General features: G+C 52.2%; 11 protein-coding genes. 5 read left to right on the top strand and 6 right to left on the bottom strand.

The features are described from left to right. Nucleotides 1–117: 117 nt before the first annotated feature. Both viaA and NH461_RS18255 read right to left on the bottom strand, forming a co-directional pair. Nucleotides 118–1,566: an ATPase RavA stimulator ViaA gene (viaA, locus tag NH461_RS18260; protein ID WP_261604038.1), complete on the bottom strand. Its 1,449-nt coding sequence runs from the start codon at nt 1,564–1,566 to the stop codon at nt 118–120. 16 nt (nt 1,567–1,582) lie between these two features. Next, nucleotides 1,583–3,238: an ATPase RavA domain-containing protein gene (locus NH461_RS18255; protein WP_261604037.1), complete on the bottom strand. Its 1,656-nt coding sequence runs from the start codon at nt 3,236–3,238 to the stop codon at nt 1,583–1,585. Between the two features lie 551 nt (nt 3,239–3,789). Here NH461_RS18255 and NH461_RS18250 point away from each other — a divergent pair. After that, entirely contained in the window at nt 3,790–4,665 is an 876-nt protein-coding gene (locus NH461_RS18250) for a GGDEF domain-containing protein (protein WP_261604036.1), read from the top strand. Between the two features lie 105 nt (nt 4,666–4,770). Then, the gene (locus NH461_RS18245; protein ID WP_261604035.1) at nt 4,771–5,595 is read left to right on the top strand and encodes a phosphate ABC transporter substrate-binding protein; all 825 of its coding nucleotides are present in this window, start codon (nt 4,771–4,773) and stop codon (nt 5,593–5,595) included. 58 nt (nt 5,596–5,653) lie between these two features. Here the strand turns inward: NH461_RS18245 and NH461_RS18240 are convergent, their stop codons facing one another. Beyond that, nucleotides 5,654–6,508: a sulfurtransferase gene (locus tag NH461_RS18240; protein WP_261604034.1), complete on the bottom strand. Its 855-nt coding sequence runs from the start codon at nt 6,506–6,508 to the stop codon at nt 5,654–5,656. Nucleotides 6,509–6,638: 130 nt separating this feature from the next. Between NH461_RS18240 and NH461_RS18235 the strand changes: the two genes are divergently transcribed. Together NH461_RS18235 and NH461_RS18230 are read left to right on the top strand one after the other, a co-directional pair. Then, on the top strand, nt 6,639–7,688 hold the full coding sequence (locus NH461_RS18235; protein ID WP_261604033.1) for a lipid A deacylase LpxR family protein: 1,050 nt from the start codon (nt 6,639–6,641) through the stop codon (nt 7,686–7,688). Nucleotides 7,689–7,784: 96 nt separating this feature from the next. Beyond that, nucleotides 7,785–8,909: a S1 family peptidase gene (locus NH461_RS18230; protein ID WP_261604032.1), complete on the top strand. Its 1,125-nt coding sequence runs from the start codon at nt 7,785–7,787 to the stop codon at nt 8,907–8,909. 103 nt (nt 8,910–9,012) lie between these two features. Here NH461_RS18230 and NH461_RS18225 read toward each other — a convergent pair whose 3' ends face one another. Beyond that, a complete protein-coding gene (locus NH461_RS18225; RefSeq protein ID WP_261604031.1) occupies nt 9,013–12,165 on the bottom strand; it encodes an efflux RND transporter permease subunit in 3,153 nt (1,050 codons plus the stop codon). Nucleotides 12,166–12,174: 9 nt separating this feature from the next. After that, nucleotides 12,175–13,290 carry an efflux RND transporter periplasmic adaptor subunit gene (locus NH461_RS18220; RefSeq protein WP_261604030.1) on the bottom strand — a complete coding sequence of 372 codons (1,116 nt, stop codon included), beginning with the start codon at nt 13,288–13,290 and terminating at the stop codon, nt 12,175–12,177. A 262-nt stretch (nt 13,291–13,552) separates the two neighbouring features. Between NH461_RS18220 and NH461_RS18215 the strand changes: the two genes are divergently transcribed. After that, a complete protein-coding gene (locus NH461_RS18215) occupies nt 13,553–14,491 on the top strand; it encodes a bifunctional precorrin-2 dehydrogenase/sirohydrochlorin ferrochelatase (RefSeq protein WP_261604029.1) in 939 nt (312 codons plus the stop codon). A 146-nt stretch (nt 14,492–14,637) separates the two neighbouring features. Here the strand turns inward: NH461_RS18215 and NH461_RS18210 are convergent, their stop codons facing one another. Continuing rightward, entirely contained in the window at nt 14,638–15,120 is a 483-nt protein-coding gene (locus NH461_RS18210; protein WP_261604028.1) for a DUF1097 domain-containing protein, read from the bottom strand. Nucleotides 15,121–15,343: the final 223 nt, after the last annotated feature.

The following is a 15,343-nucleotide window of genomic DNA, read 5'->3' as shown; positions in this document are numbered from 1 at the left end:
TACCGCCATATTCATCTCGACCGGACATAAAAAAGGCGGTGATCAATCACCGCCAACGACAAGACAACTAGAGATATTATTATTTTAGTGTGGAATTCAATTAAACATCGGCCGTACTTATTTCCATTTCAACAATCGACCCAATTGGGACGGGTGATACGACCAGCAATGATCGAAGATCGTCATCAGCTCCGGATTCCCATATTTGGATAGGTTCACCGCATGAAATCGATTCTTATGCTCTTTGAGCTTGCGAATCCGCTTCATCATCGCATCCGGTTGTGACGGTGCAATGAAATCTGACAACACCACCAGATCGGCATTCCGGTATTTCTCGCTGCTCATCAGTGCAATCGACTGATCCAGCACCGGCCCGAGATCCGTTCCACCATGGAACGAATAGGACAAAAAGTTCAGCACTTCCCGCAGGCCATCCTGTTTAGTGAGCTCATAGGTGATCTGCTGGGTCGAGAACATGATCACGTAGCAATCCCGCTCTTCGGCCAGCGCGATCTGCATCAAACCATAAGCCAGGGCTTTGGCGCACTGCTCCGGGAAACCATTCATCGAACCCGAGGCATCAATGCAGACAATGAATGGTCCCTTATCCTGCTCCACCTGTTTGGTTTGACGTTTGTAGGCTTTCACCTTACGCAGCTTCCGTTGCGCGCCCTGCATCCGGTAATTCATTAGTCGCTTATCAACCAGATGTTTGTAGAACACAACTTCCAGCTCCGGATATGCCAGAAACATCGCTTCATTCGGTAACAGTTTAGCCAGGTCATCACTCTCGTGGACACCGACAATATCATCCGTGACGCTGTCACTCCGCTCTTCGACCATTTTTAAGTCTTCCGAGCGTACCCGGGCCTGATTCGGGTCATCCACTTCGTTCGCCATGCGACCCAACTTCTCAGCAATCTCCTGCAGTTCTTTGTTTTTCTTCAGGAAGGCCGCCATCGCTTTTAAGCTTTTCACATCGGTTCGGGTTAACTTGGCCTGGGCCATATCCCACAGACGACCGGCTTTTTTCTCGTCGCCGACTTCGGTAACCTCCTCCATCTGCTGCATGGTTTCAATACGCTGATACAAATCAGCCAGCAGTTTTTCCTTGTGCTGCTCCAGTTCCGTTTGCTGGGCTTCGGTGAGTGATTGCGTCAGTGCCTGATACCACTGATTGCAAAAATAACTCTGGAACATGGGGTTATGTTTCTGGTGCTCCCGATCCAATAAGCTTTTGGCGCGGAAATAAAAAGCAGAATGGCCCTCGAGCTTTTTCACGACAGCATCCGCATGGTCGAGAAAATAGTCCGGCTCCCACTGGCTGACTTCCTGATAAAGGGTAATTTCCTGTTGAAAGCGCTCCTCCACGCTCACCCGGCTGATCCGTTGCTGGACCTGTCCCCGCCATTTCATAATCTGGCTTTTCATTGCCGATTTGATCCCGGGATTCTGCTCGGCCGCGACGATCAACTGCGGCCGCATCATGAGTTCGTGCACCGCATTATCAATAATGCCGGACTCGGTGAGCATCAGGGCTAAATTTATACTTTCATTCACTGGCATAGCTCAAGCTCCCGGCTCAGGCAAAGTATTCAGACAAGTGAGAGATACGGAAAACACTTTTATCAATCAGTATCTTCAACTCGGTTACGGCATCCGAGGCCGTCGAAATACTCTGCTCAATCAAGTCTGGCAAATCCGCTTCAATAAAGGTGTGCGGCAAGGCGCCGTGAAAACTGCTGCGGGACAGCTTGATCGAATGTTCGGCATCCGACACTTTACCCAGTGCTTTTTCGGCTTCTGACTGCCACAGTTGCTGCTGGGCATTGGTGACCCCGTGACTGCCGGCCAACCCGACCAGAACCGAGCGGTTCGCAATATCTTTAATCACCAGATGTTGCAGGGCATCAATTTCAAATTGCAGGCGACACAAATGGGTGTTCTTGTTCACAAAGCCATAGATATCGCACTGGCCGGTTTTAATCTTCTTCTCAAATTCATCACCGTCCACGTAAACCCAGCGGCTGTCCCCACTTTCCTGCTCAGACACCGACGGATTTTGCTGCAACATGACCAGCTTGATCATCCGCGGATTGTTGTTGACGGTATAGCGACGGGCGCCGCTGAAATCATACTTAAACCATTCTTTACGCATCATGGTTTCGCGGGAGAAATGCATGCACAGTCCCGTTGCAATATCCTGATGGACATCATCGATAATGGTCTGCGCTTCAGTCGCATTCGCTTGCGCGGCCTCCTGGCCGAACGCTTTCTGCGTTGCAAACTGACGGATCAATTCCCGCACCACATGACGCGATTCCGGGCTGTGCCATAGACAGTCCTGAAGCAACAGGAGATCGAGCGGGTTAATGGCATCACGGCCATTAAAGAAGGCGCTGGCTTTAAGCAAGCGCACGGACTTTTTCCAGCGTCGGTCCGATATATACAGCTCGCTGTCTTCGGCTTCGAAATCTTCTCCGCTTTCCGCGCGCTGTTCGATCATCGACTTCAGGGTATAAATTTTCTCGAATATTTCTTCACCCAGTCGAATGTCATCAATATGCTTCTGCCAGCTGTCGTATTCTTCGTCCGTGATGGCCAGTCCGGGAGCCATTTCCTGAATGCTTGGCCCTTCCCCCATCAGCATGGCTTTGAAATTTTGCTTTTCCTGAATCCGGTTGACAAACACCCGTACCAGCATCCGGTCAAACAAGGCTTCCAGGCCACTGTCCTCTTCCGGCAGCTCGTTAGAAGCGGTGATCAACAAGCGCATCGGCACCGGCAGGGTATCCTGGCCATTTTTAAAGGTTCGTTCGTTCACGACCGTCAGGAGGGTGTTCAGAATCGCTGGCCCGGCTTTCCAGATTTCATCCAGAAACACCACCTGTGCAGTTGGCAGGTAGCCATCGATCAGGCGAACATATTTCCCGTTATCTTTGAGTTCCTGGATCGACAACGGACCGAACACTTCCTCAGGGGTTGAGAATCGCGTCATGAGATAATCAAAAAAGCGGCTGTGATCAAAGGCCTGGATCAACCGTTTTGCAATCAGGCTTTTTGCAATCCCGGGAGGACCGAGCAAAAACACACTTTCCCCGGCGAGCGCAGCAAGCAGGCAAAGCTTTATCGTTTCTTCTCGTTCATAGACGCCGTTGGACAACGCCTTCACCAACTTTTGTATCCGCTCGGAGACTAAAGCTTTGTTGGGTTGCGCCTGGCTTGCCATTGTCAGCATAGGATGACCTCTCTGAATGTTACGTCCATGTGCCGATAGCACAACAATTGCTCGTCATGTATAGAATAGACATAAAACAACACGTGTTACAATATTGTTAACCGAAATGTTTTGTTACATCCCTTGTATATCAAAGAGTTTATTACATCACTAGAAGTGAAACTTTGTTTTCAATAATGATATGTCTGAAAACCCCACACATCCTTCATGGTTAATCTGAAATTATCTTTAAAAGTTGATATTTATTAGAACTTTATACTGAATGAGAGAATGATCACGCATTGAATGCACAAAAAATAAAAAATGATGAATTTCACATTTTTGAGTAGGTTTGGTTAATTGATGGTTAAATCTCGACCACATTATATTTTCCCGAAATTCAGGTACAGCATACTGGCGGGTCAATATCGCCACAATTCCCCTGCCAAGCTGACATGAAACCGGAAACACATGGGAATCCTTGCATCGGCCGTGGAAATCACTTGTCTGACCACGCCCTCTCTGAGATCATCCCCCCGATTCCGGTTCTCTGTTTTCGCTGTACACGGCCTATGAAAGACATTTCCCAATTTCCGATCCACCTGACGGTTCTGGCTTGCGCAGGCATTCTGCTCTCTGCGTTCGTCCCCTCCAGCCAGGGACTGGACATTCCTGTCTCTATTTTGACGCTGGTTCTGCTGGTATTACTGGTGCGGGAAGCTGCCGGCACCGGCATGCGATGGTGGCTGTCACTCTCACTGGGAACTTACGGCATCGGTCTTCTCGCCGACTTACTTGATGAAATCCCAGAGCTGAGTGGCCACTGGTTACTCGAAAATGCCGAAAACAGCTTTATGCACATTGGCGTTTTTCTGATCTGTTTTTGCTTTAACAAGTTACTGCAACGACACCGAACGTTAATCACAAACCTCAATGCGCAGATTCAACGGGCACGAAGCCTGGAAGCCCAATTAAGCCGGATGGCATTGGAAGATGAACTGACCAGCCTGCAAAATCGCCGAGCCCTGTTCCGCCGCTTTGACCGAATGGCGATTAACAATCAACGGGGCATTCTGGCCTACATCGATCTCGACAACTTCAAGCAGGTGAATGACCGTTTCGGGCATAAACAGGGCGATGAGCTCTTGAGTGAGATCTCGACCTTGCTGGTCAAAACCGCACCGACCGGCAGCCAGGCCTACCGCATCGGGGGCGATGAGTTCGTCGTTTTATTACCCTGCGAAGATCAACAGCGATGTAATGAATGGATTGATGGCCTGTATCAAGCCGTTCAGCCTCTGAATGACCGATATCAAATTGATTTAAGCATTGGATTAGCCATTTACTATCCCGGCAACTTAAGTGATCCCGACAGTTTACTGGCAACAGCCGATAAAAGTATGTATCGCGCCAAAGCCGGAAAACCCTGCCCGACGCCATCCCTTTAGAAATATTGCCTGCGTTTTGCAAGGCCACACGGTATTTTCACAATACTGTCATGTTTTCGTCATAAGCTATGGGGGTTTTTTACTGGTATATTTTGGAGAAAAATAATGCTGACCAGGGCAACTACCCTCTGTGCCATTTTCGCCAGCCTTGCATTCAATGTTCAAGCAAAGCAGACCGTGACGGTAACCGGTTCGACGTCTGTAAGCCATGTGGTTGAAGTACTGGCCGAAAACTATTCCAATGCTCACCAAGAGACCTTCATCGCAATCCAAGGGATTGGCTCTTCCGCCGGTATTGCCGCCGTTAAAAAAGAGGCTGCCGATATCGGGATGAGTTCTCGCTATCTCAATGCCGACGAAATCAACCCGGACGTCACCACAGTGACCATTGCCCATGACGGTATTGCGCTGGTGGTAAACAAAAATAACCCGGTCAGCAATCTCACCCGGGAGCAGGTATCCAAGATCTACCATGGTGAAATTAACAACTGGAACCAGGTGGGCGGTCCGGATCTGAAAATGGCTGTGGTCAGCCGGGAAAATGCGTCCGGATCTCGTTTCTCTTTTGAAGACTTCATGGGGCTGACCCAGCAAGTTGCCGGTCAGACCGTTTCAGACATCAACCCGCAGGTGCTGGTGGTGAACACCAACGGCATGGTCAAGAGTCTGGTGTCGCGAAATGTTCATGCGATTGGCTACATGTCGCTGGGCTCAGTCGACGATTCAGTCAAAGCCCTTGCATTTGATGGCGTGCCGCCAACCTTGGCGAACCTGGAGTCCGGCAAGTATAAAATCGCGCGGCCGTTTATGATGCTGTACAAGGCGAAAAAGCTTAAACCTTCAGCCAAAGATTTCATTCAATATGTGACTTCAGAAGACGGCCTGGCAATTATCGGCCAGCGTGGCTACATCGCGGTCCATAACCAATAAGCCCCTGCCGCAACCGTGAATTCAGGCCGGCATACGCTGGCCTGAATTATTTACAGCTTCATGACTGAACCACCGGATACTTCATTCCGCTGCCCCATTCTGCCCACGAACCATCATAGACCGTCAGGCGATCCCGGCCGGCCAGCTCTGCTGCCAGCGCCAGAATACAGGCCGTCACCCCGGAGCCACACGTGAAGATCAAACGTTGCTCCTGATCGCTGAGCGCATCAAACCGCTGACGCAACTGCTCTACGTCCAAAAAACAGCCATTTTTGACGAGCTGGGAAAACGGCAGACTTTTCGCCTGCGGCATATGACCACTGCGCATCCCGGCTCTCGGCTCCGGCTGTGTGCCATAAAACCGAGCCGCTGGACGTGCATCAAGTACCTGACACTCCGGAGTTTCTAATTGTTGATGCAGTGTTTCCGCATCAATCACCCAATCGGGTTGATACGTTGCCTGAAACGTCGATGGTTGCGGTGTTGCCGCTTCACCGGATTCAAGCGCGTAACCGGCAGCTTCCCAAGCCGGCAACCCACCATCCAGCACGGCCACACTGTTGTGCCCCATGGCCCGGAACATCCACCATACTCTGGGTGCCGAGAACACGCCGTGGCTGTCATACACGACAATGCTTGAATGCGGTGCGATCCCCAGTTCTGACACCGCCTGAGAAAACAAGGATTCACCCGGTAACATATGCGGCAGTTCGGAATCCGGATCGGAAACCTTGTCGTCGAAATCAAAAAAACGTGCGCCGGGGATCCGCTTGGCTTGCCACTCTTGCTCCGGACTCCGGTCGGTTCCGGGGAGAAACCAACTGGCGTCCAGTACGACGAGAGCGGGTTGTGCCAGATGCTCGGCCAACCAAGCGGGGGAGACCAAGGGAGAAGGTAAAATTGTGACCGACATAGTGCGTTCCTTTCACTGGGATGACTGAATGCTTCGTCTATTCTTTGTTTGTATGGTTTTTCTTTGTTTCTATCATTTCGTGATATCCGGTGAAGCCAGAAGGCTTCACCGGATAGCCAACAGGTTGTCCATGAAACGAGTATGGCTTGGCTTCATCACTCACCTTCTTTTTTTATCACCTGTGGCGGGCGCTGACAACTCGGGCCTATGGTCACTGGCCCTGGATAATGACGGTGCGCTTGGCACGGATAAAAACTATACCCACGGATTCTTTGCCACCTACCACGCTCCCGCTGCGGTGACTTTTCAATCCCTGCTTCCTGCCGGGCTCAGTAATGCCGCAGATACCCTGCTGTCCTCTGAGCAAAGTCTCAAAGGTGCGAGTCTCCGGTTTGGCACCCAAATCTGGACACCGGCAACACTTGACAGCACGATCCCGCTGGCCGGGGAGCGGCCCTATGCCGGTTTACTGTTTATCGAAACGGCTCTTTATCAGTTTTCCGTCACACAAACCCAGTCCTTTCAGGTCATGCTGGGCACCCTGGGCCCACATGCCCGGGCAGAGCAAGGACAAACCCTGATCCACGAACTGATTGGTTCAGACAAGCCAATGGGCTGGGACTATCAAGTAGACAACCCACTGGTTTTGAATCTGACGTATCAGGCCAATCACCGGATCCTCTCGGGGGATCTGAGCCAATCCACCGCCTCGACATCAGACGCTCAAGCTCCCAGCTCCCCCCCGACTAATATCCGGTATGACCTGAGCTATACCGGCCGCCTGACGGCCGGTAACTATCAAACCGAATTTGCCGTCGGTTCAATCGCCCGCCTGGGAGCAACCCTCCATACCCCAAGCGGCAGTCACGGTTTTATCCCCGGCCACGTGTTTAATCCCGGCATGGCAACGAATGCTGGCCCCGCTCGTTTCCTATTCATCGGTCTTGAAGGACGCTACCAACTCACCGATCAGACCATTGAAGGAAAACGCCTGAATCAGGATATTCCCATTCCCCCCACAACCCTTGAACCTTGGCAAGCCAGCCTGCTCTTTGGCGGTGCCTATCTGCAACCAGACTGGGGAGCCGTTGCCAGCATCACCATCAATACGCCCGATTTCAAAGAAGACCTGCAAAGTTCGTACGCCTGGGGATCACTCATGGTATTCTGGCGTCCGTGAGAGATATCGCCAAAGCGAATGTTTATCTCGTTAAAAATACCGACTATAAATCAAATATACATTGAAGCGCATATTGCGTGTCGAAGAGATCCCGTCATGGATAACAAAAAGACGTTTACCTTTCCGCTGTTACTCGCGCTGGCGCTTGCCCCGTCACTTCAGGCCAACGAGGTCGCTACCCCGCAAACGGATACAACGGTACAACCGAAGGTTTTGAATGGTGAAACTGCTTCTGCACTCGCCGACCGCCTGCTGCCCTGGCAGGCGGCAATTTTAAGCCTGAAAATAAACGGGGAATCCTACGCCGGATGCGGCGCGGTTGTGATCAGCGATTATTGGGCCGTGACCGCAGCACACTGCACTGAGCTCCAGGCGAATCTGGGCAGTACCCTGGTCGCCGGGGTTGATGTCATCCCGGCCGGACAAGCAGATACGGTAGATGACGCTTATAAATTTACGATCCTCAGGAAGATCCCACATCCGAGTTATATTGGTATCCCTTTCAATGCCACCACTTACACGCCAGGTGACTTGGACCATGATGTGGCGCTGATTGAAGTCAACCGTCCCCTGAGCAGCGTGGCAACGCCAATTCAAATCGCGACCCTGGCTGAGCAAACACAAGCGGATTCCGGTTTCAGCAACACCTGGAATGCCGCGGCCTATTCACCGGGTGATCTTATCGCGTCCGGATGGGGCAAGACCGCACCAGATTTTGTTCAGCCTAGTGCGTTACAAGTCGTCAAACTCGGTGGTATCCCAGACAACCTGTGTGATGCCGGCTATGCGACCACAACCAACTCCCACTTTGTCTGTGCCGATTCAAATAATCCGGACATCAAGAAAGATGTTTGTGCTGGTGATTCCGGCGGACCGCTGATTTGGCAAAACCCGGATCACCTCAGTGATGCGGATTTCGGCTTACGAGTTGTCGGGGTCACCAGTAATGGTCCGGTCTGCCGTGAAAAACATCAGGGACTGGACACCGGTCAGAGCAACGGACTGTATACCGAGCTGAGCCAGTACCGGGACTGGATCGAGCAGGAAACCGGGCTGACGCTCAGCGCCCTCGGGACCCCAAGCTTCCAACACGACCCGTTTACGCTGGTGAGAGAAGATGAAATTGTGGCGAAATCAAGCTCATCGGGCTCGAGTGGCGGCGTCGTACCGCTGTTTTCGCTATTGGCAATGTTGCTGGTCGGCTGGCGCAGACGCCGATAGGCAAAGGCAAAGACGAAAGTCAGACGTCCATTGCCCGCACCATGAAGTAGTTGCCATAAAAAAGGGCTCCCCGCGGGGAGCCCTTCTCAATCAGCATCTTCAGTTACAGATCATCCAAGACTTCAAGCTTGGTTGAACCGCCGTGAAACTTCTCACGACGACGCTGAACAACGGCATAGAACCCAGGAATTAACAAGGTTCCCGCCAGCAGCACACACAAGAGACCACCGGTCAGTGACACACCCAATGAGTTCTGGCTGATGTGGCCCGCCCCTGAGGCAAAGATCAGTGGCAGAATCCCCAGGATAAACGACCAGGAGGTCATATTCACTGCACGGAATCGCAGGATCCCGCCCCGAACCGATGCCTTGTCAATTGGCAGCTCTTGCTCCTCACGCTCATTCTTGGCAAATTCCACAATCAGGATGGCATTCTTCGCCGCCAGCGCAATCAGCAACACCAAGCCGATCTGAGCATACAGGTTCAACGGTGTTCCGGTGGCAGCCAGTGCCAGGAATGACCCCAACGTTGCGACCGGGACGACCAGAATGATCGCCAGCGGGATCCCCCAGCTTTCGTACTGTGCGACCATGAACAGGTAGATGAAGATCAGAGCCAGCGCAAAGGCATAGATGGCCTGGTTCCCGGCAGCAATTTCCTGATAAGCCATGCCGGTCCACTCATACTGGTAGCCCAGAGGCAAGACTTCTGCCGCAACACGCTCCATGGCCGCGATCGCATCACCACTGGAGTAACCCGGTGCCGGGCTGCCCTGAATGATGGCCGCACGATACATGTTGTAACGCCAGGCGACATCCGGCTCGAATACCTGTTCGACCGAAACCAGGGTGCTGAGCGGGATCATCTTGCCGCTGGAAGAGCGAACATGGAACCGCTCCAGCGAATCCAGATCACTCCGGTACTGGCTGTCGGCCTGAACGGTCACCCGGAAATTCTTCCCGAACATCGTAAAGTCATTGATGTACATTGAGCCAAGGTTACCCTGTAGCGTCTGGAAGATGTCGGTCAATGGAATCCCCAGCTGCTTGGCCTTCACCCGATCCACGTCCACATAGAAATGCGGTACATTGGCGCGGAACATACTGAAGGTATACTGGATTTCAGGTTGTGCATTCGCTTTTTGGATCAGCTCATTCATCACCTTCGCCAACTCGGTTCGATCACGACCCAGGCTATCTTCCAGCACGAATTCAAACCCGGATGCTGCACCCATGCCCGGTACCGCTGGCGGCCCCATCGCAAAAACCGCAGCTTCCGGCACTTCGACTGCTGCACGCGCGTTAATGCGCTGCGTAATGGCAAAAGAAGAATGATCCCCTGCCAGCGCCTGGCGCTCTTCCCAGTCTTTCAGCTTCACGAACATCGAGGCGCCGTTCGAGGCTGCTGCACCGGTCAGGAATGCGTAACCATTGGCAACCGTGACCCCTTCAACTGCCGGCTCATCGGCAATCAGCTGCTCCAGTTTCAGCGTCGTCTGCTCAGTTCGTGACAACGAAGCAGCATCCGGCAACTGAACATTCACCAGCATGATGCCTTTGTCTTCCTGCGGCACAAACGCGGTAGACGTATTATTCGACAAGTAACCCACTGCGCCTAAAGCCGCAACAAAAACCAGCAGCAACACACTGGCTTTTCGGACCAGGAAGCCTGCTAACGCACCGTATTTCACGGTCACTTTATCAAATGCCTTGTTGAAGGTCTGGAACCAACGGGACGTATTCTCTCCGCCTTGCTTAAGCACCAGAGAACACAGCGCCGGCGACAGGGTCAGAGCGTTAATGGACGAAATCAGAACAGAGATACAAATGGTCAGCGCAAACTGACGATACATGATCCCGGTGATCCCCGGCAGCATCGCGACCGGCAGAAACACCGCCAGCAGAACCAGCGTCGAGGTAATAATCGGCCCGGTCACTTCCTTCATTGCAATCAAGGTCGCTTGACGCGGGGTCAGGCTCGGATCGCGCTGCATGTTGGTGTCAACGTTCTCAATCACCAGAATCGCATCATCCACCACGATACCAATCGCCAGGATCAAACCGAACAGGGTCACCGTGTTAATGGTAAAGCCGGTCGCCAGCATGAAGGCAAAGGTCCCGATCAGAGACACCGGAATCGCCACGACCGGGATCAGGGTCGAGCGCACACTACCCAGGAACAGGTAAGTCACCGCGATCACCAGCAAGATAGCTTCGATCAGGGTCTTCACCACCCCTTTGATCGACTCCGCCACGAACAAGGTTGTATCGTAGCTGGTCTCATAGGCCATCCCGTCCGGCATGTTGACCTTCAACTTCTCCAGCAGCGCCATGACGGCTTCACCACTTTCCAGTGCGTTGGCATCTGATTGTAGTGACAACGCGACGATCGAAGCTGGCTGACCACGGAATTTCCCGTTACCGTCATAGAACTTCTTACCCAGCTCGACGCGGGCAACATCTCGCAGATAAACCACGCTTCCGTCTGAGTTCGCACGAACAACAATGTTCTCAAATTCCTGAACGGACTCGAGACGGCCTTTGGTTACCAGGCTGAATTGAACTTCCTGCACATTGTTAAACGGTGGTCCACCGACTTTACCTGCCGCAACCTGAACGTTTTGCTCAGCCAGCGCTCGGTTAATGTCAGACGTGGTCATGCCCAGGTTCGCCATTCGCTCCGGATCCAGCCAGACGCGCATCGCGTACTCACCGCCGCCGATCACGTTGACTTCACTGATCCCGGTGACACGTGCCAGCTGATCTTTCACATTCAGGTTAATGTAGTTGATCAGGAACTGGTCGTCGTATTTCCCGTCTGGAGAGTAAAAGTTCAGCACCATCAGCAGGTCCGGCGAACGTTTTTTCACCGTCACGCCAACCATGCGGACTTCTTCCGGCAGTTTGGATTCAATCTGAGAAACCCGGTTCTGCACGTTGACTTGCGCCATATCCGGATCCACATCAACATCGAACGTCACGTTCAAGTTGTAGGAGCCGTCATTGGCACTTTTGGAAGACATGTAAATCATCCCTTCCACACCGTTGACAGACGCTTCGATCGGATCCGCAACCGCTTCTTCAACAACCTCGGCGCTTGCGCCCGAATAATACGCCGTCACACTGACCGAAGGCGGACTAATCTTGGGATATTCTGCAATCGGCAGATTCACCAGGGCAATCGCACCGGCGAGGGTCAGAATGATGGACAACACCAGCGCGAATTTTGGCCGCTGGATAAAAAATCGACTTAGCATGCCTTCCCCTTACGCTTTCGTTTGCTCAAGGCGAACCGTCATGCCGTTACGAACCCGCTGCAGCCCTTTGGTCAGCACCACGTCTCCCGGGTGCACACCTTCTTGCACAATCACACCTTGCTCAGTCTGGGCACCCAGCACCACATTGCGACGTTCCGCGACATTACCGTCGGTCAACACCATCACGAAGTCCCCTTCGAGATCACTTTGCACTGCGCGTCGTGGAATCACAGGCACTTTCACCGGCGTCTTCTCACGCAGTAACACTTGAACATGCTGACCCGGCAGCAGTTGCTGATCCGGGTTGGCAAATTTTGCCCGGAGCGCGATGGTCCCGGTATCGAGATCAATTCGGTTACCGATAAAATCAACTACACCCGGATGCGCATATTCTTCGCCGTTGTTCAACGTCAGGACAACTTCGACATTGTCACGCCCTTCACCGCTGCCACTCAGGCCATCAAGTCCCAGATTAAGGCGGTGACGCTCGCTCACGTTAAAGGTCGTTTGCATTGGGTCCAAACTCACCAGCGTCGTCAGGACACCGGAAGCCGGAGAAACCAGATCGCCGATGCTCGCCTTGCTGTCACTGATCCGTCCGCTAAACGGTGCCACCACACGGGTGAAGGACAAATCAATTTCTGCTGATTTCAGCTGGGCTTTTGCCGCTTTTAGCTGCGCATCTGCATTGAGTTTGTCTGCGGTCGCTTTGTCATATTCTGACTGGCTGATACTGCCCTTCGGCAGCAGCCCCCTGGCACGTTGCCAGTCCAGCTCGGCACGTTTGAGGTTGGCTTCTGCTTGGGCGATCGCCGCCGTTGCGCTGGCAACTTTTGCTTCATAAGCAGAAGGGTCAATCTGGTACAACAACTGGCCCTGCTCAACCATTTCGCCTTCCGTGAAGTAACGCGCCTTCAGATAGCCGGAAACCTGAGCCGTAATGGCCACGTCTTCCATGGCTTCTGTGCGTCCCACAAATTGTCGGCCGCGCTGATAATCGATCAGCGACACCCCTTGGGTCGCCACAACAGGACCTGCCGGCGCAGCAGCACCTGATGTTGTCTCGCCACAACCAATCAGCAAGCTGGTGCTGATCAGTGCCGCAATTGTGATTTTTCTTTTCATCTAATTGACCATCTGTATGTCATGAATTCCCAATGAAAACTGACGTCGCTGTGAGTGCAGTCTGTGGAATTGAACTAAGAGGCTGATAAAACTAGCATTCTGCATTTAACGAAAGCTGAATAGCCCATAGGTTCATGGCGAGTTCCGGGGTAAAGATGTTTCAAAATATTTCACCCACCGAATAAGTGTTGCTAGCATAGCCATTTCAGACATTTAATCAGCAATCGCAAAACGTTCACCCAACATCAAGGAAACTCAGGTTATGGACTTCTTCCCCGTATTCTTAAAATTGAACGATCGGAAAGTCATCGTGATCGGCGGCGGAGAGGTCGCGTGCAGAAAGATCGATTTGCTTTACCAGGCCGGGGCCTGCATCACGTTGGTTTCACCCGCGATTCATCCCTACCTGGCTGGGCTGGTCGAGGAAGACAAGATTACATGGCAGCAACAGCCGTATCGGAAAGATGTGCTCAGCGGATTTCATCAGGTGTGGGCGACGACGGATGATCCAGCGCTGAACCATCAGATTTTCAACGATGCCAATTCACTCGGGATCTGGACCAATGTTGTTGATGATCCACAGCACTGCCATTTCATCACCCCGGCCATGGTCGATCGCTCTCCGATTCAGGTCGCCATTTCCAGTGGCGGAGCATCACCGGTGCTGGTGCGCATGATCCGCGAGAAGCTGGAAACCCAGTTACCGCAAAACCTCCGTCTGCTGGCCGAGTATTCCGGCCAGCAACGACAACGGATCAAACAATTTTTCAGCACCGTCGATGAACGGCGTAAATTCTGGGAACGTTTTTTCAGATTGCCCGCAGTTGAAACGGCGACAACCCCGGCGCAGTTAGAGGCCGCATTTTCGGACCTGCTCGAACAACCCAGCCCAGTCGGCGGCAGTGTCTACTTAATAGAGACCGGTACCGACCCCGAACTGCTCAGCCTGAAGGCGCTCCGTCTGATGCAGCAGGCAGAGTATGTCCTTTACCCGCAAGCCAGCGCGCAACCCTTTCTTGAGTTGTGCCGCCGGGATGCCGAACGAGATACCTACGAACCCGAAACGCTGGTAAATCAGATCAGCCAATGGATACAAGAAGACTATCGTGTGTGTGTTCTGCTGCCGAAACCCCAGAGCAATCAGGTAGCCAGATCACTTGCAGAGCAGTTCCAGGGAATTTTTGTACCCTGTGTGGGCTAATCCGAATGCTTGCAGAACAACTGCCGCAATAACGCAACTTCGGATAGAAAGTGATTTCAAGTGGCAACGAAGTCAGCCATGCAGACAGAAACGCAAAAAGCCGCACTGAGTGCGGCTTTCATCATTCTCGCTGACTAAACCCTTGTTTAGTCCATTTCAGGCACAGCATTTGTCTTTGGCTGGGTCATGACTTTATGTACCCACAGGCCCGAAGCCTTCATACAGTAGCCAAAGACGGCCCCCAGGATCAATGACGGCACAACCAGTTGCCAGTCACCGCCCGAAGCAAATGTTGCACAAGAACCAATGAACGTCCCGGGAATGAAGCTCAGCCAGGATTGTTTCGCTTGTACACACATCAAAAACGCGACCACTGCCGTAATCACGTAACCAATCACTTCCAGGCCAACCAAGGTGGACAGGTGGATAATAACCATCGCCCAAAAGACGCCGCTCATATTGGTCACAATACTCAGACCCAAGCCTTTCAGACCATCCTTCGGGGAAGCAAAATAAGTGGTGCATCCCAGGAAACCGGCCCAACTGAGTAAGCCCAAAGATACGGCAACCCAGCCCCATATTCCCGAAAGAAGCCCGGTTGTGATTGCAATTGCGACCAATACTGACATGTCAGAAACTCTCATTAACACGGTAAGGAAACAGTCTAATGAACATTCGGAATAAATAACCAGACATTAATCACAATAAAAATGAAACAAAGAAATATAAATCAACGAAAAAGTGATTTTTGTCACTAAATTGGTGTTGTGCTCAAATTCAGGAGTTCACTTCACGCGCTACAGAGAATAGTACTGTCAACGCTATATTTCCCTCAGTACACAATCAAGTCAT

Origin of the sequence: Photobacterium sp. TY1-4, assembly GCF_025398175.1 — a bacterium.
Classification (GTDB): Bacteria; Pseudomonadota; Gammaproteobacteria; order Enterobacterales; family Vibrionaceae; genus Photobacterium.
Note: the sequence above shows the minus strand (reverse complement) of the source record. Positions and strands in the feature narration are given on the sequence as shown.